Source organism: Streptomyces sp. NPDC050422, assembly GCF_044458665.1.
Taxonomy (GTDB): Bacteria; Actinomycetota; Actinomycetes; order Streptomycetales; family Streptomycetaceae; genus Streptomyces.
On record NZ_JBITIE010000017.1, the window covers coordinates 133,374 to 152,469 of the forward strand.

The window sequence follows — 19,096 nt, forward strand, 5'->3', positions numbered from 1 at the left end:
TCCCGTGCCACGCCCTGCGCGGGTGGTTGTGACAACAGCATGGGGGGACCATGGATCACACAGGCGGCATCGCCGTACCACCTCCCGGGCCTCCGCCAAGGCTTCCGCCCCGGCCCCCGTCCCAGCCGCCTCCTCAGATCCCGCCGATGCCGCTGCCTCCCCGCAAGGGAAAGCCGCTGGAACTCCGGGTCCAGCGGCAGATTCTGTGGGTGGGGTCGGCGGCGGTTCCGGTACGCAATGTCAGCTGGGTCGAAGTGTTCAGGCTGAAGCCCGACTGGGGCAAGGCCGGTGTCTACTTCCTGCTGTTGACGGTCGTCATCTTCTTGGTCTCCGGACAGCTCGACTCCGCCGACGGGGGCGGCGGCCCTGCACCGGCCGCCCTGACCCTGTTCGCCCTGGTCGTTGTCTGCGTCGTCCTGCTCTCGTCGAGGAAGCCGGTGCTGGTCGTCGAGCTGAACAGCGGTTCCAGGGTGGTCCTGACCCTGCCGACCATGGATGAACTGCGGGCGATCGCCGGGCAGATCGTGTACGCGATCGACCACCCGGAGTACGAGTTCTCCGCCATCCTCGAGCAGCGCAATACGACGAACAACTTCGGTTCTGTCGTCAACATGAACGGCGGCAGGGGAAACACGGGGATCAAACTGTGAGCGACACATCGAACTACTACGGGGACGTCGTCAACGTGAACGGCGGCGAAAAGGTCATCGGCATCAACCACGGCACCGTCGTCCACAACGACGGCACCACCCAGGACGCCGAGCTCCGAGCCGCCGTGGCGGAGCTCACCCGCCTCCTCAACGACCTGCGCCCTGCGCTCACCCCGGACCAGGCCCAGACCGTGGCGGGCGCGCTGCCCGCGCTCACCCCCGACCGGAACGCCCTGCGTGAGCGAGGCATGATCCTGGCGTCCGTCTCGCAGATCGCGGCGACGGTGGGCGAGGTGGGCAAGCCCGTCGTGGAGGCGCTGGGGCGGCTGTTTGCACTGCTGGGCTGAACCGTGGGCGCCTCCGTCGGGGGCCCCTCACGCACGATGCCTACGGAGCGTCGAGCGATGCTCCGTAGGCATACAGGCGTCAAGGTCAGCGATGCGAACGTCAGCGTTCTTGAACCATCACGCCTTCGGCGCCACCTTCGTCAGACCGTTGATGATCCGGTCCATCGCGTCGCCGCCCGTCGGATCGGTGAGGTTGGCGAGCATCTTCAGCGTGAACTTCATCAGCAGCGGGTGCGTGAGGCCGCGCTGGGTGGCGACCTTCATGACCTTCGGGTTGCCGATCAGCTTCACGAAGGCGCGGCCCATCGTGTAGTAGCCGCCGTAGGTCTCCTTGAGCACCTTCGGGTAGTTGCTCAGGGCCAGTTCGCGCTGGGCCGGGGTCGCGCGGGCGTGCGCCTGGACGATGACGTCCGCGGCGATCTGCCCCGACTCCATCGCGTACGCGATGCCTTCGCCGTTGAACGGGTTGACCATGCCGCCCGCGTCACCGACGAGCAGCAGGCCCTTGGTGTAGTGCGGCTGGCGGTTGAAGGCCATCGGGAGGGCGGCGCCGCGGATCGGCATCGTCATGTTCTCCGGGGTGTAGCCCCAGTCCTCCGGCATGGACGCGCACCATGCCTTGAGGACCTCGCGCCAGTCCAGCTCCTTGAAGGCGGAGGAGGAGTTGAGGATGCCGAGGCCGACGTTGGAGGTGCCGTCGCCCATGCCGAAGATCCAGCCGTAGCCGGGCAGCAGCCGGTCCTCGGCACCACGCTTGTCCCAGAGTTCCAGCCAGGACTCCAGGTAGTCGTCGTCGTGGCGCGGCGAGGTGAAGTACGTACGGACCGCGACACCCATCGGGCGGTCCTCGCGGCGGTGCAGGCCCATCGCGACGGAGAGCCGGGTCGAGTTGCCGTCGGCGGCGACGACGAGGGGGGCGTTGAAGGTGACCGGGGTCTTCTCCTCGCCGAGTTTCGCCTGCACGCCGGTGATCCGGCCGGTGCGCTCGTCCTTGATGGGGGCGCCGACGTTGCAGCGCTCGTACAGCCGCGCGCCGGCCTTCTGTGCCTGGCGGGCCAGCTGCTCGTCGAAGTCGTCGCGCTTGCGGACCAGTCCGTAGTCCGGGTACGAGGCGAGGTCCGGCCAGTCCAGCTGGAGGCGGACACCGCCGCCGATGATGCGCAGGCCCTTGTTGCGCAGCCAGCCGGCCTCTTCGGAGATGTCGATGCCCATGGAGACGAGCTGCTTGGTGGCGCGCGGTGTGAGGCCGTCGCCGCAGACCTTCTCGCGCGGGAAGGCGGTCTTCTCCAGGAGGAGGACGTCGAGTCCGGCCTTGGCGAGGTAGTACGCGGTGGTGGAGCCGGCTGGGCCTGCCCCGACGACGATCACGTCCGCGCTGTGTTCGGACAGGGGCTCGGTCACGGTCGGATCTCCCGGAACTCGCATTCACGTGCCGCGCGGCACCTGGCCCCGGCAGTCTATGGGGGCCCGCCGGGCAACCTCCCGAAGGGCTCCCCATGTCGCCGCGCACCGCGCCGGAGCGGTAGTGCGCGGCGAGGGCCACGGCCCGTCCGTCAGGCGCGCACGCCCCGGTGCAGGGCGACGATGCCACCGGTGAGGTTGCGCCAGGCGACCTTCGACCAGCCGGCCCGCTGGAGCTTGGCCGCGAGTCCGGCCTGGTCGGGCCAGGCGCGGATCGACTCGGCGAGGTAGACGTACGCGTCCGGGTTGGACGACACCGCACGCGCGACCGGCGGCAGCGCCCGCATCAGGTACTCGGTGTAGACGGTCCGGAACGGCGCCCAGACCGGCTGGGAGAACTCGCAGATGACCACCCGGCCACCCGGCTTGGTCACCCGGTACAGCTCGCGCAGCGCCGCGTCCGTGTCCTGGACGTTGCGCAGGCCGAAGGAGATGGTCACCGCGTCGAACGTCTCGTCACGGAACGGCAGCTTCGTGGCGTCGCCCGCGGTGAACGGCAGCCAGGAGTTCCGCTTCTTGCCCTCGCGCAGCATGCCGATGGAGAAGTCGCACGGCACGACGTACGCGCCGGTCGCGGCGAAGGGCAGCGACGACGTCGCGGTCCCGGCGGCCAGGTCGAGGACCTTCTCCGCGGGCCGTGCGTGCACCGCCTTCGCGACCTCCTTGCGCCACAGCCGGGCCTGGCCGAGCGAGAGCACGTCGTTGGTGAGGTCGTAGTTCGCCGCCACGTCGTCGAACATCGAGGCGACTTCGTGCGGCTGCTTGTCCAGGGAGGCTCGGGTCACCCACCCATTCAAGCAGCCCGGCCGTGCCGCGTCGGGGCGGGGCGGGGCGGGTCCGCTGTCGGACGGCCCGGCCCAGGGACCTCACACGGATTCCGATCCGGCTTCAACCTTTCCGGCCCGTCGGCACTCAATAACAGAGGGAGTGACCACCGACAGACCGCAGAGGAGGCCGGATGACCGCCGGACGCAGCCCGGACGCCGCCGGCTTCGAGGATTTCGCCCGCGCGAATCAGCGCCGGCTGTACCGCACCGCGTATCTGCTGTGCGGGGACGCCGACGCCGCCCGTGATCTGACCCAGACGACGCTGGCGAAGCTGTTCCAGCACTGGGGCCGGGCGAGCGCGGCCGACCATCCGGACGCCTACGCCCGTACGGTGCTGACCCGCACCTACGTCTCCGAGCGCCGACGTCGGCTGCGCGACTTCCGCGCCCATACGCCGATCGCCGCGTACGCGCCCGCGGTCGGTCCCGACCTGACCGTCACACTGCTGGCCGCGCTCGCCGAACTGCCCGCCCGTGCCCGGGCGATGGTCGTCCTGCGGTACTGGGAGGACCTGAGCGTGGAGACGGTCGCCGAGCTGCTGCGCTGCAGCCCGTCCACCGTGAAGAGCCAGTGCTCACGCTCGCTCGCCACTCTGCGCACCCGCCTGGGCGACGCGCACCTCTACACCACCCGAAGCTGAGGAGACCGCAGTGGACATGTTTACTGACCGCTCCCCCGGCCGGAGCCCGGACCCCGACGCCGAGAACCTGTTGATCAGGGCGGCCATGGAGCAGGCCGCCGACAGCGCGCCGTCGCTGCCCGATCTGGTGCCCGTCGCCCTGACCCAGGGACGCAGGCGCCGTCACCGCGCCCGTGCGGCCCTCGGGGCGGGGGTGACGGGTGCGGTGGCCCTGGGGGTGTTCGGTGTGGCGCTGCCGACGTGGGGAGCCGGTGCGCACCGGACGCAGACCGGGTCCGCGGCCTCGCAGTCCATGACCGTCGCCCCACCCCCGTCTCCGGTGGCCACCGCCCGGCCCGCTCCCGTACCCGTGCACATCGAGCCGTCCGCCGGCGAGGCGGGCATGGCCGATCTGCCGGAGGCCGAGCGGATGCGGCAGGAGGAGTTCCAGCTGCAGACCGCGGTGCTGCTCGACGAACTGCTCCATGAGCAGCTGGGCACCGTCCGTCCGGTCGACCTGGTGGTGAGCCGGTATCAGGGCGAATCACACGGCAACACCTTCCCGGTCCTCTTCTCGGTACGGCCCAAGGCCGATCCTGGCGATACCCGTTCCGAACTGCCCTGCCGCGACATTCCGTCGAAGAAGTTCCATTGCAGGACGGCAAGGCTGCCCGGCGGCATCGAGGTCCGCGCCATGACCGCGGAGGGCAACGGGACCGGTTCACGGACGCTCACCGGCGTCGACCTCACCTTCGCCTACGGCACCAGCACGGTCAGGCTCTCGGTCTCCGGTGACGACTCCTCGATGGTGTCGGCGCCCGTCACTGTCGGCCAGCTGCTCGAGGCGGCCCGTGACTCCCGGTTCATGAAGCTCGTGCAGTATGCGGACAGACATCCGATGGAAGACAAGGAGCACTCGGTTCGTGGCGGCTGAGAAGAGACAACACCAGGCACGACGGCATAGACAGGGGACCCGGCGGCGCCCGCGGCCGATGCGCCGGCGACGCAGCCGGATACGGGTACTGGCCGCGGTACTCGTCCCGGCGGCGCTGATCGGCGTCGCCGTGATCGCCGCTCCGCGATGGGCCGGCGGGGACGACCTGCCGGCCGCGGCGGCCGCACCGGAGTCCCCGGACACCGGCCGGAGCCCGCTCCCGGACAGCACGTCGTCCTCCCCGGCCGCGAAGCCGAAGGCGAAGGCGACCGTGCCGCCACCCTCCCCCTCGCCTTCCGCCACCGTCGAGCCTCCCCACATCCCGGCATCCGGACCGGGCACCTTCACGGTCGCCCGCGCGGGTGCCTCGTCCGGGGGCGAGAACGCCTACCGGGTCGAGGTCGAGGACGGTACCGGCGTCGAACCGGACGAGGCCGCCGCCGAGGTCGCCCGCATCCTCGCCGCGCCACGCGGCTGGGCACACGGCGGGGCGCGCTCGTTCCACCAGGTGACCAAGGGGCCTGCCGGGCTGGTGATCCGTATAGCGACCGCGGCGACCACCGACCACATCTGCGCGACGGGCGGCATGAACACCCGTGGCGAGGTCAACTGCCGCGTGGGCACCGACGTCATGGTCAACCTCAAGCGCTGGCAGACAGGTTCGCCGGAGTTCGACGGTCCGCTCGCCGACTACCGCGCCCTGATCGTCAACCACGAGGTCGGCCACTGGCTCGGCCACGGCCACGAGACCTGCCCCGGCAAGGGCCGCCCCGCCCCCGCCATGATGCAGCAGATCTACGGCCTCAAGGGATGCGTCTCCAACGCCTGGCCCTACGACGCCAACGGGACGTACCTGGGCGGCCCGACGGTCCCCTGACGCCCTCCCCCGGAACCCGCTCCGTCCGCCTCTCCCTTTCCGCGGGTGAGTGGACTGAACCAATCGGCGCCGAGAATGGTCCCTACAGAGGGGTGCAGGGGACAACGGAGTACGGGGAGTGGCACGAATGTCCGGATCAGGTGTGCGTCGGCGGGGGCTGCGTGAGCGGGGCCGGAGCCGGCTGTTCGTCATGGCGATCGTTCCGGTGGTGCTGGTGGCGGCCGCCGTGGCCGGTCTGCGGTGGAAGAGCGAGCACGCGAGCGGCTCCGGATCCTCGGCCTCCTTCGCCATCGCCCGTGCGGCCGCTTCGGGCACCGGCGGCGGCCACACCTACCGGGTCGAGGTGGAGGACGGTTCGGGACTGGACCCGGACGGGGCCGCCGCCGAGGTGGCCCGCGTCCTGGCCGCGCCCCGGGGCTGGTCGCACCACGGCGAGCAGACCTTCCGCCAGATCTCGACGCAGCCGGCGGGCCTGGTGATCCGTATCGCGACGCCCGAGACCACCGACGAGGTCTGCGGGCAGAGCGGACTCAACACCCACGGCGAGGTCAACTGCCGCGTCGGCGCCGTGGTGATGGTCAACCTCAAGCGCTGGCAGCAGGGTTCGCCCGAGTTCGACGGACCGCTCGCCGACTACCGCGCCCTGATCATCAACCACGAAGTCGGCCACTGGCTCGGCCACGGCCACGAGACCTGCCCCGGAAAGGGACGGCCCGCGCCCGCCATGATGCAGCAGATAGACGGCCTGAAGGGCTGCGTCTCCAACGCCTGGCCGTACGACGCCAACGGGAAGTACCTCGGCGGCCCCTCGGTTCCCTGACACCGGGCTCTATCTGCCCCGGTACACCAGTCGACCCGCCGCCACCGTCGCCAGGCAGCTCGCCCCGCCCGCAGCGAGCAGGGCGTCCTCGTCCGGTACGTCGAAGGCGGCGAGGTCCGCCCGGCCCCCGACGGTGAGCGGCGCCGCCATCGCGCCCTCCACCGCACCGGCCCCGGCCAGCGGGTCGAGCCGGGCCGTGCCACCGGAGTGCGCCGGAGCGACGGTGACCAGCAGCCCGGACCGGCGCATGGCCGTGATCAGGGCGGGCGGTGTCGTGGGAGCGGCGGTCGCCGCGGTCGTCCCGTGCCGGAGCATCCGGTGCAGCCCGCGCCGGACGCTGCCGGCGCGCCGGGTGCCGTCGGGCCCTAGGTCCTGTCTGGAGTTCCCCCGCGGCGTCACGGCGTCCGGCACCGTCGCCTCCGGCGTTGTCGTCAGTCGCCGACGCTCCGCGTCGACTCCCTCCTCCGCCTTGGATCCGACGGCACCGGACGCTGCTCCTTCTCCCGCGCCGGAACTCCAGACAGGCCCGAGCGCGTCGAGTGCCGCGCCGGTCAGCGGCTCCGTGCCCAGGGTGTCCGCCTCCCGCGGATCGGGGAAGTACGACTCCTCCAGCAGCCGGACCGCGTCCCGCTGGAGAAGCCCCGGAGTCAGGACGCCCGGCCAGCGCCGGACCCGGGCGGCGGGGTGGGCGGCGGCCACGTCCCCGTAAGGGCCGAAGGCGGCGATCACCGCGTCCTGCACGGCCACCGCCCCGTCGGGCACGGGTGCACGGCCGCCGCCCGGCAGGAGCAGGGCGGCGGCGTGGATCGTCAGCAAGGCGTACGTCCCTAGTTGGCGCTCAGGAGCTTGAGCTCCGGGTGGGCCGTGCCGCCCTCGATCGCGGTGGACGAGATGTGCGAGACGACGCGCTCGTCGACCGGGTCGTTCGCCGGGTCGGTGTGGACGACGAGGTGCTCGTACGTGGTGGCGCGCTGGGCCGGTACCCGGTCCGCCTTGCGGATCAGGTCGATGATCTCCAGGCGGTTGGAGCGGTGCTTGGCGCCGGCGGAGGAGACGACGTTCTCCTCCAGCATGATCGAGCCGAGGTCGTCCGCGCCGTAGTGCAGCGACAGCTGGCCGACCTCCTTGCCGGTGGTGAGCCAGGAGCCCTGGATGTGGGCGACGTTGTCCAGGAAGAGCCGGGCGATGGCGATCATCCGCAGGTACTCGAAGAGCGTGGCCTGCGTCTGGCCCTTCAGCTTGTTGTTCTCCGGCTGGTACGTGTACGGGATGAAGGCGCGGAAGCCGCCGGTGCGGTCCTGCACGTCCCGGATCATGCTCAGGTGCTCGATGCGCTCGGCGTTCGTCTCGCCGGTGCCCATCAGCATGGTGGAGGTGGACTCGACACCGAGGCCGTGGGCGATCTCCATGATCTCCAGCCAGCGCTCGCCGGACTCCTTGAGCGGGGCGATCGCGGTGCGCGGCCGGGCCGGGAGCAGCTCGGCGCCGGCGCCGGCGAAGGAGTCGAGCCCGGCGGCGTGGATACGGCTGATGGCCTCCTCGGCGGAGACCTTCGAGATCCGGGCCATGTGCTCGATCTCGGAGGCGCCGAGCGAGTGGATGACCAGCTGCGGGAACGCCTTCTTGATCGCGGAGAAGTGCTCCTCGTAGTACTCCACGCCGTAGTCCGGGTGGTGTCCGCCCTGGAACATGATCTGCGTGCCGCCGAGCTCGACGGTCTCCGCGCAGCGGCGCAGGATGTCGTCGAGGTCGCGGGACCAGCCCTTGGCGGTGTCCTTGGGCGCGGCGTAGAAGGCGCAGAACTTGCACGCCGTGACGCACACGTTCGTGTAGTTGATGTTGCGCTCGATGATGTACGTCGCGATGTGCTCCGTACCCGCGTAGCGGCGCCGGCGCACGGCGTCCGCGGCCGCGCCCAGGGCGTGCAGGGGCGCCGACCGGTAGAGGTCGAGAGCCTCCGCCGGAGTGATCCGGCCGCCTTCGGCGGCTCGGTCGAGGATGGGCTGGAGGTCGGCCTTCTCGGTCACCGGGCTGTCACCTTTCGGCGGTTTTTCAACGGATCTACGGACCGGTTCAGCGTACGCCAGCCCTGCTCCGGGTCAGCGGCCGGACCGGGTCAGCGTGCCGTACGGAAGTCCGGCGCCCCGCTCGTCCGACCGGAACCGCAGGGTGCCGTCGGCCGCGAGGGTGAAGTGGACGTCGGCGACGGTGCTCGTGCACAGGCCCGCGGTGCTGGGTCGGTCCGGGTCGGCCCGTTCCCGCAGCTTCAGTTCCTTGTCGGTGCCGGAGGTGAGGGAGGCGACGCTGTTGCAGCTGACCTCGACGCCGAGGGTGGAGATCGTCGTGTTCATCGTGACCACGTCGGCGCCCTTCTTCCCCTCCTTGAACACCGCGGTGAGCGTGCCGTGCGCCTGGCCGCTCGTCTTCTCGGTGACCGGCCCCTTCCACGTGCCGATGAAGCCCTTGGGGACCTCGGTGACCTGGTTCGGGGTGCCGGGGGCGGAGCCCGTGGATGTGGGTGCGGGTGTGGGTTCCTTGTCCGAGGGGGTGGCGCCCGGGGCCGTGCCGGTGTCCCCGTGCTCGGCGGTGTTGGAGCCGCTGCCGCCCGGCATCAGGTCGAAGAGGTAGGCGCTGCCCACCGTCACCGCGGCGAGCGCGCCGGCCACCGCGAGGGCGACGGTGCAGCTCAGCCTCCGGCCCCCGCGCTCCCCCGGCCCGGAGTCGGCGCTCACGCCGACGGTGAACCGGGGGTCGGGGGTGCGCTGTCCCGGCACCCCGCCCGTCCCGGTGCCGGGCGGATACGGCGGCGGGGTCGGGGCGACCGCGGGGTGCGGTTCCACCGGCGGGCCGAACACCCCCAGGGCGGGGCCCCCGTTGAAGCCGAACGACGCGTTGGTGAACGGCACCGGGCCCGACTGCACGGGGGCGTCCTGCGGTTCCAGGTCGAGCAGCGCGACGGCCGACCGGCTGACCTCGCGCACCAGCGGACCGGGCAGCCAGCCCGCCGCCACCGCGGCCGCCGCACCGCCGGGCGCCAACTGCCGGGCGAGCTCCGCCGGGGTGGGCCGCCGGGCCGGGTCCTTCGCCAGGCAGGCGGCGATGGCTTCGCGCAGCCCGCCCTCCAGCTCGCCCAGCTCGGGTTCCTCGTGCACCACCTTGTAGAGGAGTACGGCGGAGGAGTCGCCGAGGAAGGGCGCGGACCCGGTCGCCGCGTACGCCAGCACCGCGCCCAGCGAGAAGATGTCGGCCGCACCCGTGATGTCCAGGCCGCGGATCTGCTCCGGCGCCATGTAGCCGGGCGAGCCGACGGAGACGCCGGTGGAGGTGAGCGAGGCGGTGGCGTCGATGGCCCGGGCGATACCGAAGTCGATCAGCCGGGGGCCGTCGAGCGCGAGCAGCACGTTGGACGGCTTCACGTCCCGGTGGATCAGGCCCTGTCCATGGACGGCGGCGAGCGCCTCGGCGAGCCCGGCGCCCAGCGTGCGTACCGCGGACTCGGGCAGCGGGCCGTGGTCGGTGACGGCGGCCGAGAGCGGCGGCCCGGCGACGTAGCCGTGGGCCACCCACGGAACGGGGGCGTCCGGGTCGGCGTCCAGGACGGGGGCGGTCCACTGCGCACCGATCCGGCGTGCCGCGTCCACCTCGCGCCGGAACCGGGCACGGAACTGCTCGTCGAGCGCGAAGTGCGGGTGGACGACCTTGACCGCGACGGTCCGGCCGCCCGCGCTGCGGCCCAGATACACGCGGCCCATGCCGCCGGCGCCGAGTCGGCCGAGCAGCCGGTAGGCACCGATGCTCAGCGGTTCGCCGGCTTCGAGCGGCTGCATATACGGACTCCCTCGTGGACCGGCCGGACCTCCGACCGAAGCCTAGGGGCGAAGGTCATCGGGTCACAGGGGAAACCATCCGCCGATTTCGGCCGCAAGGGAACGAACGGCGCCATTCGCCACAACAAAAGGCGTGAATGTGCCGTTCCCCGGATCGATTGTCGGGCGGCCTCGGGAACGTACTCCCGAGGCCGCCCGGCAATCGGCCATTCAACGCGAATTCACCCGAATCGATTTCCGTACATCCGCACGGGGTTCTGAGCTGCCGCCGATTGGTACGCGGCGGAAGAACCGTGCGCCGTCAGCCGCCGAGGAGTTCGACGTTCACGTCTGCGGGGAAGCCCGTGGTCGGTCCGGTCCGGCGCGCGAACTCCTTGACCCCGGCCAGCTGGGCGGGCCCGAAGCGGAAGTCGAGGGTCGTGAAGTAGCGCTCCAGGACCTCGGCGTCGAAGGCCTCCCAGCGCGCGGCCTGCTCCGCGACCTTGGTGACCTCCTCCAGGGACACGTCCCGGGAGGCCAGGAACGCCTCGTGCACCTTCTTCACCGCGGTCGGCTCGGCCGCCAGGTAGTCCTTGCGCGCGGCCCAGACGGCGAAGACGAACGGCAGGCCCGTCCACTCCTTCCACATCGCGCCCAGGTCGTGGACCTGGAGCCCGAGCCGGGGGGCGTCGTGCAGGTTGGCGCGCAGCGCGGCGTCACCGATGAGGACGGCGGCGTCCGCCTCCTGCATCATCAGCCCGAGGTCCGGAGGGCAGGTGTAGTAGTCGGGGGTGACGCCGAACCGCTCGGCGAGCAGCAGCTGCGCCAGCCGTACGGAGGTGCGGGAGGTCGAGCCGAGCGCCACCCGGGCCCGGTCGAGGTCCTCCAGGGGCCGCTGCGACACGATCACGCACGACATGACGGGCCCGTCGCAGCCGACGGCGATGTCGGGGAAGGCGACCAGGTCGTCGGCGTTGCGCAGGAACTCCACCAGGGTGACGGGGCCGATGTCCAGATCGCCCCTGATCAGCTGCTCGCTGAGCTTCTCCGGGGTGTCCTTCGAGAGCTCCAGGTCGAGCAGGGTTCCGGTCCGTGCGAGCCCCCAGTAGAGGGGAAGGCAGTTGAGGAACTGGATGTGGCCGACGCGCGGCCGGCTGCGACGGTCGTCGCCTGCGACGGTTGAGACGGTTGAATTGTCCACATCGCGAGGCTAGACCTGTGACCGGCGGACGGCCTCACCGGGGGCGCGCGGCGTCGCTCCGACCCCTCTTACGGCGGCCCGGAATGGGCTCCGAAGGCCCTCTTCGGAAGGGGCCGGAAGTCACCCGGAAGGGCCTTCGCCGGCGGTCGTCCCGACGACTGCCAAACATCCGTGTGAAGTGATCTTTCCCTCTACCGTTCCTCACATGCTGCGTGCTAGGCTCAACGCCAAGTTGCAGTTTGGTTTCCCTTGCAGTACAGAGCCTGCGGAGCATGTAACCCGCAGGCTTTTGTAGTTTTCAGACTTCTTTGCAGGTTCTGGAGCAGGGCAACCCTTTGGCCCAAGGAGGGCTTATGGCTACCGGAACCGTCAAGTGGTTCAACGCTGAAAAGGGCTTCGGCTTCATCGCCCAGGACGGCGGCGGCCCGGATGTCTTCGTCCACTACTCCGCGATCAACGCGTCCGGGTTCCGCTCCCTCGAGGAGAACCAGGTCGTGAACTTCGACGTCACTCAGGGACCCAAGGGTCCGCAGGCTGAGAACGTCACCCCGGCCTAGTTGCCCGGGTCGGCCGATCGCGGCCGGTATTGCAGTACCCAAGGAGCCCCGCTCCCCCGCCTCGGCGGAGGAGCGGGGCTCCTGCCTTTGGGTGTCGCACGCCCCTCGGCTGCGACGCTTGACCTTGACGCCGTGTGAGGCCTTCCCCTGGGAGACATCATGTTCACCATCGGAGACTTCGCCCGGTACGGGCGGGTGTCGGCCCGGATGCTGCGTCACTACGACGCCGTCGGGCTGCTGCACCCCGACCGCACCGACCCGGCCACCGGCTACCGCTACTACGGCGCCGCCCAGCTCGCCCGGCTCAACCGGATCATCGCCCTCAAGGATCTCGGCTTCACGCTCCAGCAGGTGCGGGCCGTCCTCGACGAGGAGGTGGGCCCGGAGGAGCTGCGCGGAATGCTGCGGCTGCGACGGGTGGAGCTGGAGGCGGCGATGGCCGCGGCGGCGGCCCGGCTGGCGCAGGTCGAGGCGAGGCTCCGGTCGATCGAGAGCGAGGGACACATGTCCGTGGACGACGTCGTGATCAAGGCTGTACCGGCCGTGCGGGTCGCGGAACTGACCGCCGTGGCCGCGGGGTACGGGCCGCAGGACATCGGGCCGGTGATCGGCCCGCTGTACGAGCAGCTGTTCCCGCTGCTGGGCGAGGCGGGCCTCTCCCCGACGGGCCCGGGGATCGCCCGTTACGAGGACGCCCCGGAGGGCGGCGGCGCGATCGTCGTCCATGCCGGGGTGACGGTCTCGGCCCCGGTGGGGCCGCTGGGTGACACCGGGGTAGCGGTGGTCGAACTGCCGCCGTTCGAGGCGGCGACCATCGTCCACCGGGGCTCGATGGACGGGATCCTGCCGACGGCGCAGGCCCTGGCCCGGGGGATCGACGCGAGCGGCTACCGCTCGGCGGGGTACGCGCGGGAGATCAACCTGGAGTGCCCCGAAGACCGGGCGAAGTGGGTGACGGAGCTCCAGGAGCCGGTGACCCGGGCCTGAACAGGAAGGTGAGGGGCGGGCCCTGACGACTGCCCCTCACCCTCCCCCGTTCACGCCCCCGCGCCGGGCCCCGCCCAGAGCCCGTCGGCGGTCAGTCCGAGCAGGTCGATCGCGTTGCGGCGCACGATGCGGTCCACGACGTCGGCGTCCAGATGCCCCATCTGCGCCTCGCCGACTTCGCGGGACTTGGGCCAGGTCGAGTCGGAGTGCGGGTAGTCCGTCTCGTACAGGACGTTGCCCACCCCGATCGCGTCCAGGTTCTTCAGGCCGAAGGCGTCGTCGAAGAAGCAGCCGTAGACGTGCTCGGTGAACAGCTCGGACGGCGGCCGGTGGACCTTGTCGGCCACCCCGCCCCAGGCCCGGTTCTCCTCCCAGACGACGTCGGCGCGTTCCAGGATGTACGGGATCCAGCCGATCTGGCCCTCCGCGTACATGATCCGCAGGTTCGGGAAGCGTTCGAACTTGCCGCTCATCAGCCAGTCGACCATCGAGAAGCAGCAGTTGGCGAAGGTGATGGTGGAGCCGACGGCCGGCGGGGCGTCGGCGGAGGTGGACGGCATCTTCGAGGACGAGCCGATGTGCATGGCGATCACCGTCCCCGTCTCGTCGCAGGCGCGGAGGAACGGATCCCACTCGTCCGTGTGGATGGACGGCAGTCCGAGGTGCGGCGGTATCTCGGAGAACGCCACGGCACGCACCCCGCGCGCGGCGTTGCGCCGGACCTCGTCGGCGGCCAGCTGTGCGTCCCAGAGCGGGACGAGGGTGAGCGGGATGAGCCGGCCGTGCGCGTCGGGCCCGCACCACTCCTCGACCATCCAGTCGTTGTACGCGCGCACCGACAGCAGCCCGAGTTCGCGGTCCTTCGCCTCGGTGAAGGTCTGGCCGCAGAAGCGGGGGAAGGTCGGGAAGCAGAGGGCGGACTGGACGTGGTTGACGTCCATGTCGGCGAGCCGTTCCGGCACCGAGAACGAGCCGGGGCGCATCTGCTCGTACGTGATGACTTCGAGCTTGATCTCGTCCCGGTCGTAGCCGACGGCGGTGTCGAGCCGGGTGAGCGGGCGGTGCAGGTCCTCGTACACCCACCAGTCCCCGATCGGCCCGTCGTCCCCCTTCGCGCCCATCACGGGCGCGAACTTGCCACCCATGAACGTCATTTCCTTGAGCGGCGCCCGGACGATACGCGGTCCTGAGTCCGCGTACTTGGACGGGAGCCGGTCCCGCCAGACATGAGCGGGCTCCACCGTGTGGTCGTCCACCGAGATGATCTTCGGGAAGGTCTCCATGGGTTCCACGGTAGCGCTGATCTGACGAACCGTCAGCTACCTGGACGGGGCCCCGTTCCACAATCGTTGTCGAGGGCTTGTGCAGAGAGTCACCCACTGCTGACGCGCACCCCGTTCACAAGGCAGACTGTTGACAGCGATACCAACGGTATGGAGCAATCCGGATGGCCTGGGCGCCATCAGGACATATACGACCGTGCCGGGCAGCGCACAGAGCAGGACAAGGAGACAGCAATGGGCCGTGACGACGGGCCACGGGTACGTGTTCCGGAGCAGCGCGCCCCGGAACGGGCGGCGGTGGAGGAGGCCGGGCTGCGCTTCTCCCTGCTCGGCCCCGTACGGGCCCGGCGGGGTGAGGAGACACTGCCCTCAGGCTCACCCCAGCAGCGCGCCCTGCTGACGGCTCTGCTGCTCAGGGGCGGCCGCACCGCGACGGCCGCCGAACTCATCGACGCCATCTGGGGCGAGGACCCGCCCTCCCAGGCCCTGGCCGCGGTACGCACCTATGCCTCGCGCCTCCGCAAGACGCTGGGCCCGTCGACCCTGGCGAGCGATTCCGGCGGGTACGCGATGCGGATCGGGCCCGAGGCGCTCGACCTGACCGTGGCTCAGGACCGGGCGGCCGACGCGGAGAAGGCACGGGCGTCGGGCGACCGCTGCCGGGCCCGCACCCTGCTGAACGAAGCACTCGGCCTCTGGGACGGCGAGGCCCTGGCGTCCGTGCCCGGCCCGTACGCGGAGTACCAGCGCTCCCGGCTGGAGGAGTGGCGGCTCCAGCTCACCGAGACCCGCCTCGACCTGGACCTGGAGGTCGGCTGCCACGCGGAGGCGGTCTCCGAACTGACCGCGCTCACCGCCGCGCACCCCCTGCGCGAACGGCTGCGCGAGCTCCTGATGGTGGCCCTGTACCGCAGCGGCCGCCAGGCGGAGGCCCTCGCCGTGTACGCCGACACCCGGCGGCTGCTCGCCGAGGAACTGGGCGTCGACCCACGCCCCGCACTCGCCACGCTCCAGCAGCGGATCCTGCGGGCGGACGAGGAACTGGCCCGCCCGGCCGACGAACCCGCACCGGCCTCGGCACCGGTCCGCCCGGCGCAGCTCCCGGCCACGGTCCCGGACTTCACGGGCCGCACCTCCTTCGTCCGCGAACTGGGCGACCGCCTGGCCACGGCGGAGGGTTCCGTCATGGCCGTCTCCGCCCTCGCCGGCATCGGCGGCGTCGGCAAGACGACGCTCGCCGTGCACGTCGCCCACCAGGCGCGTCCGCACTTCCCGGACGGCCAGCTGTACGTCGACCTCCAGGGCGCGGGCGCCCGCGCCGCCGAACCGGAGACGGTCCTCGGCGCGTTCCTGCGCGCGCTCGGCACGGCGGACTCGGCGATCCCCGACTCCCTCGACGAACGCGCCGCGCTCTACCGCTCCACGCTGGACGGCCGCCGCATCCTGGTCCTCCTGGACAACGCCCACGACGCGGCCCAGATCCGCCCCCTGCTCCCCGGCACGGCAGGCTGCGCGGCGCTGGTCACCAGCCGGGTCCGGATGGTCGACCTGGCGGGCGCGCACCTGGTCGACCTGGACGTGATGTCGCCCGAGGAGGCGCTCCAGCTCTTCACCCGGATCGTGGGCGAGGAGCGCATCAACGCCGAGCGCAAGGCGGCCCTCGACGTGGTGGCCGCCTGCGGCTTCCTCCCCCTCGCCATCCGCATCGCGGCCTCCCGCCTGGCGGCCCGACGCACCTGGACGGTCTCCATCCTCGCCGCGAAGCTCGCGGACGAACGCCGCCGGCTGGACGAGCTCCAGGCGGGCGACCTCGCGGTGAAGGCCACGTTCGAACTCGGCTACGGCCAGCTGGAACCGCCCCAGGCCCGCGCCTTCCGCCTCCTGGGCCTCGCGGACGGCCCGGACATCTCCCTGGCGGCAGCGGCGGCCCTGCTGAACCTGGAGGTCCACGCGGCGGAGGACCTCCTGGAGGCGCTGGTCGACACGAGCCTGGTGGAGTCGGCGGCCCCGGGCCGCTACCGGTACCACGACCTGGTCCGGCTCTACGCGCGTTCGTGCGCGGAGCGGGACGAGGAGGCTCCGGAGGAGCGGGGGTTGGCGCTTTCGCGGCTGCTGGACTTCTATCTGGCTACCGCGGCGGGGGTGTATGCGCTGGAGCGGCCGGGGGATCGCACCGTCGATCACCTGGAACCCAGCCGGCATCCGGGTCTCACGTTCAAGGACCGGCCGGCCGCGCTCGACTGGCTCTACTCCGAGGCGGATTGCCTGCTTGCTTGTGTGCTGCAAAGCCTGGGACCACGAGCACTACGCCGAGCGGTTGACCTGCTCATGACCGTCAAGGACCTCGCGGAATCAGGGGCGAACGCTCGCCGTTACGAAACGGCAGCCCTCGCGCTGCGCGATGCGGCTATGTCCATCGGGGACGCCCGCGCGGAGGGACGGGCCCGCACCACGCTCACCCAGGTGTACAGCACAGCCGGCAGGTTCGAGCAGGCCGACAGCGAGGCGCACCGGGCCATGGAGCTCGGCATTGCCGCGAACGACCCCTGGACGAGCGGCAATGCTCCCAACGAACGAGGCATTCTCGCGATCTACCGCAACCAGCACGCGGAGGGGGAGGCCTACCTCCAGAAGGCCATCGCGGCATTCCGCACCGACGGCAACAAGCCTGGAGAAGCGAGCGCTCTGTGCAACCTCTCCAGGATCCACCTGGCGCTTTTCAGGACGGACAGTGCGGTTGATCTCGCCGAGCAGGGCATCGAGATCTACGACCGCCTGGGGCTGGCTCTGCGGCTGGCAAACGGCCGCTACGCCCTTGGGCTCGCACTGGCCAAGGCCAATCGCCTCGCCGAGGCACTGGAGCAGTTGACGCAGGCGCTCGGGATCTTTCACGAGAATCGTCAGCCTCTGTGGGAGGGCGTCACCCACTTCCGACTGGCGGAGGTACACCTCACAGCGGGCCGATACACCATGTCGGCAGCTCACGCGGAACAGGCAATCGCCTTGCGCGGCATCGGAGGCGAATGGCGCCGCGGCACCGTCCTCACGGTGCTCGGCAAGGCTCTGGTTCAGTTGGAACAACCGGACCGGGCCAGGGCGTGCTGGGCCGAGGCCCTGGCCATTTACGAGCAACTGGGTTCGATCGAGGCCGGTGAGGTCCGCGGGCTCCTGTCACCAGCCACCGCTGCGTGAGAGCCCCACCGTCACGGCGTTCATCGTTCGTTTATCGGCAGGCTGCACTCTTACGTCCATCGAGCCGTCGCGTCGGGGGGCAGACGGATCGACGAAGAGGCCGCCCCATTATGGTGAACGGCCCAGTAATGCCCGTCCGGCGATCCACGGGGGAACCGCCGGACGGGCATTGCCTACCTGTAACACCACATGAATCACGGGAGTTGACCACAATGAGCGACGCCAAGAAGCCCGTCGTCAAGCCGCTGGACAGCCACGCCTCCGGCGAAGAGCTCACGGTCCAGGACAGCCACGCCTCGGGCGGCGCCATCAAGCCGCTGGACAGCCACGCCTCCGGCGAAGAGCTCACGGTCCAGGACAGCCACGCCTCGGGCGAGAAGATCACCACCCTCGACAGCCACGCGTCGGTGCCGAAGCCCAACTAGTCCAACCTGCACGGGGGAGTGGCCGCGGCGGCGCGGAGGGGGAGCCGTCGCGGCCGCTGCATGTCCGCGTCCGAACGACCGACGCGATCACGTCAACGGTCGACCTCTTCCCGCCAGAGGGCTACCGCCATCGCCCCCCTGTCACTAGCGGCACTTCACGTCGGGAAGCTCGCTCCCATCACATGAGCGGGAATGCCCCGCACGAAGAAGACGCTCGTCGCCGCCGCGTTCACCGTGGCTCTCGGCATCGGTGGCGCGTCACCGGCCCTGGCAGAGAACCACGCCGGCGACACCCCCGTCACCACGCAGGAGAACCACGCCGGCTGAGCCACACGCAGCCCGCGCAGTGGGGCCCGAGCCACCCGGCTCGGGCCCCACTCCCGTACCCTCTACAACCCCCGAACCTGAACCCCCGCCCCGCACAGCTTCCCCATGTCGTCCTCGTCCGAGGTGAACACGACCACCCGCCCCCGCTGCCGCCCCGCGATCACCGCGAGGGCCGCGTCGATGGCGTACTTGTGGCCGTGCAGGCCGGTGGACCTGAGCAGGCGGATCGCCTCGTCGGCGACGTCCTTGGTCACGGACTCGACCACGATCCGGGACATCGCCCAATCCCATACCGGCTGCCGGATCCTGCTGTGATAAGCCTCGACGAGCGTCATGGAACTCGTCACCACACGGATTCCGGACTGGTGGGCCTTGGCGAGTGTGACAGCCATCGCCCGGTCACTCAGCGCGGTCCTGGACAGTGCCTCACTGTCCAGGACAAAGGTCATGTCGGACATCAGGCGGCTTCCGCCCGCCCCTGAGCGCCCTGCTCCCGATCCTCGAACCACCGCTCGATCTCACGCAGCTCCTTGGCCGCCGCAGCCTGCTCCTGCTCGGTGAGCGGGCCGCCCTCCTTCAGCATCCCCTCCACCAACTCCCCCAGCCGGTCGTGCTCACGCTGACGCTCTATGGCGCGGGTGACATACGCGCTGAACGCCCCGGGGCCCACCTCGCTCCGGATCTCCTCTGCAAGCTCCTCCGGCAGGGTGACCGTGTACTTCTTGGTTGCCATACTAATCACCATACCGAGGTGAAAAGGGGGCCGCCACCAGCTTCACTCC

Annotated in this window: 20 protein-coding genes; 11 read left to right on the forward strand and 9 right to left on the reverse strand. The window is 70.8% G+C overall.

The window, feature by feature from the left end; genetic code table 11:
- Positions 1-146: 146 nt before the first annotated feature.
- Together ACIBJG_RS26535 and ACIBJG_RS26540 are read left to right on the forward strand one after the other, a co-directional pair.
- The gene (locus tag ACIBJG_RS26535) at positions 147-650 is read left to right on the forward strand and encodes a DUF6232 family protein (protein WP_399310994.1); all 504 of its coding nucleotides are present in this window, start codon (positions 147-149) and stop codon (positions 648-650) included.
- Positions 647-997 (forward strand): hypothetical protein, encoded by a 351-nt coding sequence (locus ACIBJG_RS26540; RefSeq protein ID WP_399310997.1) that lies wholly within the window; start codon positions 647-649, stop codon positions 995-997. The genes ACIBJG_RS26535 and ACIBJG_RS26540 overlap by 4 nt, the downstream gene beginning before the upstream one ends.
- 117 nt (positions 998-1,114) lie before the next feature.
- On the opposite strand, the gene ACIBJG_RS26545 is transcribed toward ACIBJG_RS26540, so the two are convergent.
- Positions 1,115-2,398, reverse strand: coding sequence for a geranylgeranyl reductase family protein (locus ACIBJG_RS26545; protein ID WP_399310999.1), 1,284 nt, complete (start codon positions 2,396-2,398; stop codon positions 1,115-1,117).
- A 152-nt stretch (positions 2,399-2,550) separates the two neighbouring features.
- Positions 2,551-3,243: a demethylmenaquinone methyltransferase gene (locus ACIBJG_RS26550; protein WP_399311001.1), complete on the reverse strand. Its 693-nt coding sequence runs from the start codon at positions 3,241-3,243 to the stop codon at positions 2,551-2,553.
- 173 nt (positions 3,244-3,416) lie between these two features.
- Here ACIBJG_RS26550 and ACIBJG_RS26555 point away from each other — a divergent pair, with 173 nt between their 5' ends.
- The 4 genes from ACIBJG_RS26555 to ACIBJG_RS26570 all read left to right on the forward strand — a co-directional run bounded on the left by ACIBJG_RS26555 (position 3,417) and on the right by ACIBJG_RS26570 (position 6,536).
- Positions 3,417-3,926, forward strand: coding sequence for a SigE family RNA polymerase sigma factor (locus ACIBJG_RS26555; protein WP_399311003.1), 510 nt, complete (start codon positions 3,417-3,419; stop codon positions 3,924-3,926).
- A gap of 16 nt (positions 3,927-3,942) precedes the next feature.
- Positions 3,943-4,839: a hypothetical protein gene (locus ACIBJG_RS26560; RefSeq protein WP_399311179.1), complete on the forward strand. Its 897-nt coding sequence runs from the start codon at positions 3,943-3,945 to the stop codon at positions 4,837-4,839.
- A gap of 58 nt (positions 4,840-4,897) precedes the next feature.
- The gene (locus ACIBJG_RS26565) at positions 4,898-5,716 is read left to right on the forward strand and encodes a DUF3152 domain-containing protein (protein WP_399311005.1); all 819 of its coding nucleotides are present in this window, start codon (positions 4,898-4,900) and stop codon (positions 5,714-5,716) included.
- 127 nt (positions 5,717-5,843) lie between these two features.
- Complete coding sequence (locus ACIBJG_RS26570) at positions 5,844-6,536, forward strand: DUF3152 domain-containing protein (protein WP_399311007.1); 693 nt, start codon at positions 5,844-5,846, stop codon at positions 6,534-6,536.
- Positions 6,537-6,545: 9 nt separating this feature from the next.
- Here the strand turns inward: ACIBJG_RS26570 and ACIBJG_RS26575 are convergent, their stop codons facing one another.
- From ACIBJG_RS26575 to ACIBJG_RS26590, 4 genes are all read right to left on the reverse strand, one after another.
- Positions 6,546-7,352, reverse strand: coding sequence for a hypothetical protein (locus ACIBJG_RS26575; protein WP_399311008.1), 807 nt, complete (start codon positions 7,350-7,352; stop codon positions 6,546-6,548).
- A gap of 11 nt (positions 7,353-7,363) precedes the next feature.
- Positions 7,364-8,563, reverse strand: a complete 1,200-nt coding sequence (gene mqnC / locus ACIBJG_RS26580; RefSeq protein ID WP_399311010.1) for a cyclic dehypoxanthinyl futalosine synthase — start codon at positions 8,561-8,563, stop codon at positions 7,364-7,366.
- A gap of 72 nt (positions 8,564-8,635) precedes the next feature.
- Positions 8,636-10,363, reverse strand: a complete 1,728-nt coding sequence (locus ACIBJG_RS26585; protein WP_399311012.1) for a serine/threonine-protein kinase — start codon at positions 10,361-10,363, stop codon at positions 8,636-8,638.
- 301 nt (positions 10,364-10,664) lie between these two features.
- The gene (locus tag ACIBJG_RS26590; RefSeq protein ID WP_399311015.1) at positions 10,665-11,543 is read right to left on the reverse strand and encodes a menaquinone biosynthetic enzyme MqnA/MqnD family protein; all 879 of its coding nucleotides are present in this window, start codon (positions 11,541-11,543) and stop codon (positions 10,665-10,667) included.
- A gap of 353 nt (positions 11,544-11,896) precedes the next feature.
- Between ACIBJG_RS26590 and ACIBJG_RS26595 the strand changes: the two genes are divergently transcribed.
- A complete protein-coding gene (locus ACIBJG_RS26595; protein WP_003967102.1) occupies positions 11,897-12,100 on the forward strand; it encodes a cold-shock protein in 204 nt (67 codons plus the stop codon).
- Between the two features lie 159 nt (positions 12,101-12,259).
- Complete coding sequence (locus tag ACIBJG_RS26600) at positions 12,260-13,087, forward strand: MerR family transcriptional regulator (protein ID WP_399311017.1); 828 nt, start codon at positions 12,260-12,262, stop codon at positions 13,085-13,087.
- Between the two features lie 50 nt (positions 13,088-13,137).
- On the opposite strand, the gene ACIBJG_RS26605 is transcribed toward ACIBJG_RS26600, so the two are convergent.
- Positions 13,138-14,370, reverse strand: a complete 1,233-nt coding sequence (locus ACIBJG_RS26605; RefSeq protein WP_399311019.1) for an amidohydrolase family protein — start codon at positions 14,368-14,370, stop codon at positions 13,138-13,140.
- A gap of 234 nt (positions 14,371-14,604) precedes the next feature.
- Here ACIBJG_RS26605 and ACIBJG_RS26610 point away from each other — a divergent pair, with 234 nt between their 5' ends.
- The 3 genes from ACIBJG_RS26610 (at position 14,605) to ACIBJG_RS26620 (ending at position 18,314) form a co-directional block, all read left to right on the forward strand.
- Complete coding sequence (locus tag ACIBJG_RS26610) at positions 14,605-17,562, forward strand: BTAD domain-containing putative transcriptional regulator (protein ID WP_399311021.1); 2,958 nt, start codon at positions 14,605-14,607, stop codon at positions 17,560-17,562.
- A 212-nt stretch (positions 17,563-17,774) separates the two neighbouring features.
- Positions 17,775-17,987: a hypothetical protein gene (locus ACIBJG_RS26615; RefSeq protein WP_399311023.1), complete on the forward strand. Its 213-nt coding sequence runs from the start codon at positions 17,775-17,777 to the stop codon at positions 17,985-17,987.
- 192 nt (positions 17,988-18,179) lie between these two features.
- Positions 18,180-18,314 carry a hypothetical protein gene (locus tag ACIBJG_RS26620; RefSeq protein WP_399311024.1) on the forward strand — a complete coding sequence of 45 codons (135 nt, stop codon included), beginning with the start codon at positions 18,180-18,182 and terminating at the stop codon, positions 18,312-18,314.
- Positions 18,315-18,376: 62 nt separating this feature from the next.
- Here the strand turns inward: ACIBJG_RS26620 and ACIBJG_RS26625 are convergent, their stop codons facing one another.
- Positions 18,377-18,772 (reverse strand): PIN domain-containing protein, encoded by a 396-nt coding sequence (locus ACIBJG_RS26625; protein WP_399311026.1) that lies wholly within the window; start codon positions 18,770-18,772, stop codon positions 18,377-18,379.
- Positions 18,772-19,047, reverse strand: coding sequence for a hypothetical protein (locus tag ACIBJG_RS26630; RefSeq protein ID WP_399311028.1), 276 nt, complete (start codon positions 19,045-19,047; stop codon positions 18,772-18,774). The genes ACIBJG_RS26625 and ACIBJG_RS26630 overlap by 1 nt, the downstream gene beginning before the upstream one ends.
- Positions 19,048-19,096 lie beyond the last annotated feature (49 nt).

Excerpts from the sequence above, each read along its gene's own strand:
- ACIBJG_RS26610 (WP_399311021.1), top strand. The coding sequence starts at position 14,605 with ATGGGCCGTGACGACGGGCCACGGGTACGTGTTCCGGAGCAGCGCGCC.
- ACIBJG_RS26595 (WP_003967102.1), top strand. The coding sequence starts at position 11,897 with ATGGCTACCGGAACCGTCAAGTGGTTCAACGCTGAAAAGGGCTTCGGC.
- ACIBJG_RS26615 (WP_399311023.1), top strand. The coding sequence starts at position 17,775 with ATGAGCGACGCCAAGAAGCCCGTCGTCAAGCCGCTGGACAGCCACGCC.
- ACIBJG_RS26620 (WP_399311024.1), top strand. The coding sequence starts at position 18,180 with ATGCCCCGCACGAAGAAGACGCTCGTCGCCGCCGCGTTCACCGTGGCT.
- ACIBJG_RS26625 (WP_399311026.1), bottom strand. The coding sequence starts at position 18,772 with ATGTCCGACATGACCTTTGTCCTGGACAGTGAGGCACTGTCCAGGACC.
- ACIBJG_RS26560 (WP_399311179.1), top strand. The coding sequence starts at position 3,943 with ATGTTTACTGACCGCTCCCCCGGCCGGAGCCCGGACCCCGACGCCGAG.
- ACIBJG_RS26565 (WP_399311005.1), top strand. The coding sequence starts at position 4,898 with ATGCGCCGGCGACGCAGCCGGATACGGGTACTGGCCGCGGTACTCGTC.
- ACIBJG_RS26570 (WP_399311007.1), top strand. The coding sequence starts at position 5,844 with ATGTCCGGATCAGGTGTGCGTCGGCGGGGGCTGCGTGAGCGGGGCCGG.
- ACIBJG_RS26630 (WP_399311028.1), bottom strand. The coding sequence starts at position 19,047 with ATGGCAACCAAGAAGTACACGGTCACCCTGCCGGAGGAGCTTGCAGAG.
- ACIBJG_RS26555 (WP_399311003.1), top strand. The coding sequence starts at position 3,417 with ATGACCGCCGGACGCAGCCCGGACGCCGCCGGCTTCGAGGATTTCGCC.
- ACIBJG_RS26600 (WP_399311017.1), top strand. The coding sequence starts at position 12,260 with ATGTTCACCATCGGAGACTTCGCCCGGTACGGGCGGGTGTCGGCCCGG.
- ACIBJG_RS26585 (WP_399311012.1), bottom strand. The coding sequence starts at position 10,363 with ATGCAGCCGCTCGAAGCCGGCGAACCGCTGAGCATCGGTGCCTACCGG.
- ACIBJG_RS26605 (WP_399311019.1), bottom strand. The coding sequence starts at position 14,370 with ATGGAGACCTTCCCGAAGATCATCTCGGTGGACGACCACACGGTGGAG.
- ACIBJG_RS26535 (WP_399310994.1), top strand. The coding sequence starts at position 147 with ATGCCGCTGCCTCCCCGCAAGGGAAAGCCGCTGGAACTCCGGGTCCAG.